At 64.0% G+C, this 2,661-nt stretch carries 4 protein-coding genes; 1 reads left to right on the top strand and 3 read right to left on the bottom strand.

Going from position 1 to position 2,661, the window contains the following annotated elements; translation table 11 throughout:
- On the top strand, positions 1-1,272 hold a 1,272-nt coding region (locus ACYVDE_RS19730), incomplete at its 5' end, for a DEAD/DEAH box helicase (RefSeq protein ID WP_460503250.1).
- A gap of 59 nt (positions 1,273-1,331) precedes the next feature.
- Here ACYVDE_RS19730 and ACYVDE_RS19725 read toward each other — a convergent pair.
- The 3 genes from ACYVDE_RS19725 to ACYVDE_RS19715 form a co-directional block, all read right to left on the bottom strand.
- Entirely contained in the window at positions 1,332-1,859 is a 528-nt protein-coding gene (locus ACYVDE_RS19725; RefSeq protein WP_460503249.1) for an FKBP-type peptidyl-prolyl cis-trans isomerase, read from the bottom strand.
- 181 nt (positions 1,860-2,040) lie between these two features.
- A complete protein-coding gene (locus ACYVDE_RS19720; RefSeq protein WP_460503248.1) occupies positions 2,041-2,436 on the bottom strand; it encodes a ribosomal maturation YjgA family protein in 396 nt (131 codons plus the stop codon).
- 28 nt (positions 2,437-2,464) lie between these two features.
- On the bottom strand, positions 2,465-2,661 hold a 197-nt coding region (locus ACYVDE_RS19715; protein ID WP_460503247.1), incomplete at its 5' end, for a hypothetical protein.

Here is a 2,661-nt window from a genome sequence, read left to right as displayed (position 1 = left end):
GCCCTGGCCGCGCCCGACTGGTTTGTGCTTTACGGCCCGCCCGGCACCGGCAAAACCACCACGCTGCTGGGCGAGCTGGCCGAGCGGCTGTACAAGGAAGACAAGCATACGCTGCTGGCCGCCTACACCAACCGCGCCGTCGATGAAATCTGCGAGCAGCTGGTGGCGGCCGGGCTGCCCTTCATTCGGGTGGGCTCGCGGCTGGGCACGGCGCCGCACTATCGGCCTTATCTGCTCGATAACATGCTGCGCGACTGCCCCACGCGACAGGCTGTGCGCGACCGCCTCAAGCACTGTCCGTTCTACGTGGGCACGGTGGCCAGCCTGCTGGGCAAGCCCGAACTGTTCACCCTTAAGCAGTTCGATTTGGCTGTAGTCGACGAAGCCAGCCAGGTGCTCGAAGCGCCCATGCTGAGCTTGCTGGCCAAAGTCAACAAGTTCATCCTCATCGGCGACCATCGCCAGCTGCCCGCCGTGGTGGCACAGGAGCCCGAAGCCAGCGCCGTGGCCCCCGAAGCGGCCGAACTGCTCCAGCAGGAGCTGGGCCTGAGCAACCTGCGCAACTCCTATTTCGAGCGCCTGTTCAAACGCGCCGAGGACCATTGGCCCCACGCCCACGGCACCCTCGCCGACCACTACCGCATGCATACCGAGCTGGTGGCGCTGGTGAACGACGACTTCTACAGCGGCCTGCTGCGCTGCCCCATGCCCTGGCAGCATGAGCCCTTGAGCCGCGCCGCCTGGCCCGCGCCCACCGATGCGCTAACCGAACAGCTCCACGCCCGGCGGCTGGTGTTTGTGCCCACGCGCCGCCAGCCCGAGGACTTGTCCATGAAAGAATCGGCCCAGGAAGCCGACCTTGCGGCCCGCACCGCCGCCTACGTGGTGCAGGGCTACGGCCCCAATTTCAACCCCGAAACCACGCTGGGCATCATCGCCAGCTACCGCAACCAGGCGGCCCTCATTCGGGCGCGGCTGGCGGCGCTGGCGGCCGAGCTGGACCTGCCGGCCCTGGCCCAGGTCAGCGTCGACACGGTGGAGCGTTACCAGGGCTCGCAGCGCGACGTGATTGTGGTGAGCTTCTGCTGCCACCACGAGCATCAGCTCGAAACGATGGTATCGCCCAACGAGGACGGCACCGTCGACCGTAAGCTCAACGTGGCCCTTACCCGCGCCCGGCAGCAGCTGGTGCTGCTCGGCAATGAGCAGATACTACAGCGCGCGCCGCACCACGCTGCGCTGCTGGCGCGGGTGCGGCCGGCCGGCGCATAAGCAAAAGCCCCGGCTTCGACCAATCGAAGCCGGGGCTTGGCACCTGAATAAGGAGCCGATTATTGGATGTTCGTCAACTCCACATCGAAGCGGAGCACCGCATTGGGCGGAATAGCCGAGGAGGGAGGAGTAGCCCCGTAAGCCAGGCCCGAAGGAATCAGCAGAATGCTTTTCTCGCTTTTCTTCATCTGCGCAATGCCTTCGTCCCAGCCTTTGATGACCTGGCCCGCGCCCAGCGTGAAAGTGAAGGGCGCTACGGGGGTGTGGCGCGAAGTAGCATCGAACACCGTGCCATCGAGCAGCGTGCCCGTGTAGTTGACGGATACCGACCTGCCCGCGGTGGCCAGCACGCCATTGGGATTGGTGATGACCGGAACGTAATACAAGCCCGAGGGTAGTTTGCGGGCGTTGGTTATTTTGTTGTCAGACAGGTATTTCTGGATGGTGGCATCGTCGGCCGCCGAGTTATCGGGTTGGGTGACGATGGCCGGACTGTCCTTCGAGCAGGATGTCGCGACGAGCGTTGCGCTGGCCACGAGCGCTGGAAACAGCAGCCGGGCAATGGTGGCAGAAAAATTGTTTTTCATAATGCAGATTTTTGGTAAAAATAGCGCCTGTACCCATTAGTACAGGATTAACAGGCTTGCACCGGTTGAGGGGCACGCCGTTCATGTCGGCCAGAGTCCCCGTTCGATGATATCCAGGAGTGTTGCAAATGCCGAAACGTTGCGTCGGCCCCGGATAAGTTCACTGCTGGGGCAATCTTCACTACCGCACCAAAGTCAGGCGGTCGGGTTTCCATCCCCATTCCGCCGCCAGCACGGCTCCTGCGCCCAGCGTGTAAGCCAGCATGTCGCCCCAGGCAAAATGGCTGCCCAACACCACGCGCAGCACCCGCGAGTGCTGCCAGCCCAGGCGGCTCAGCACATCCAAGTACTGCAGGCCTTCGATGAGATAAGAAAGTAGCAGCGCGGCCGCCGCAGCTGCGGCAACTTGCACCCGTCCTACACTGCGCAACAGGCAGTAAACGAAAATAGTCGCCAGAAAATCGCCCCCGTAGGGCCGTATCACGCGGTCGTGCGCCAATAGGGCGATAAGAACTTCCGTCAGCAGCAGGCCCAGGGCCAGCCAGCAGTAGCGCGTGTTGAAACAAGGTTTGGGCATGGTCTGGAAGAACGCCGGGCGTAGCTGTTCAGGCGCGCGCGGTGCCGTGCATGGGGCAGCGGTGGAGGGGCGAAGTCGAGGGGGCCGTTTCGGCTGCGGTTGGAGTAGCATCCAAGGCCTGAATGCGGGCCCGGTACTCGGCGGGCAGCATGGCGCTTTTGGCCCACTGGCTCAACGCCAGTTGGCGGGTGGCGCGGTAGGCCGCCACGGCCGGGCGCACCGCCG

The sequence above is a fragment of the Hymenobacter agri genome, assembly GCF_054778495.1.
Note: the sequence above shows the minus strand (reverse complement) of the source record. Positions and strands in the feature narration are given on the sequence as shown.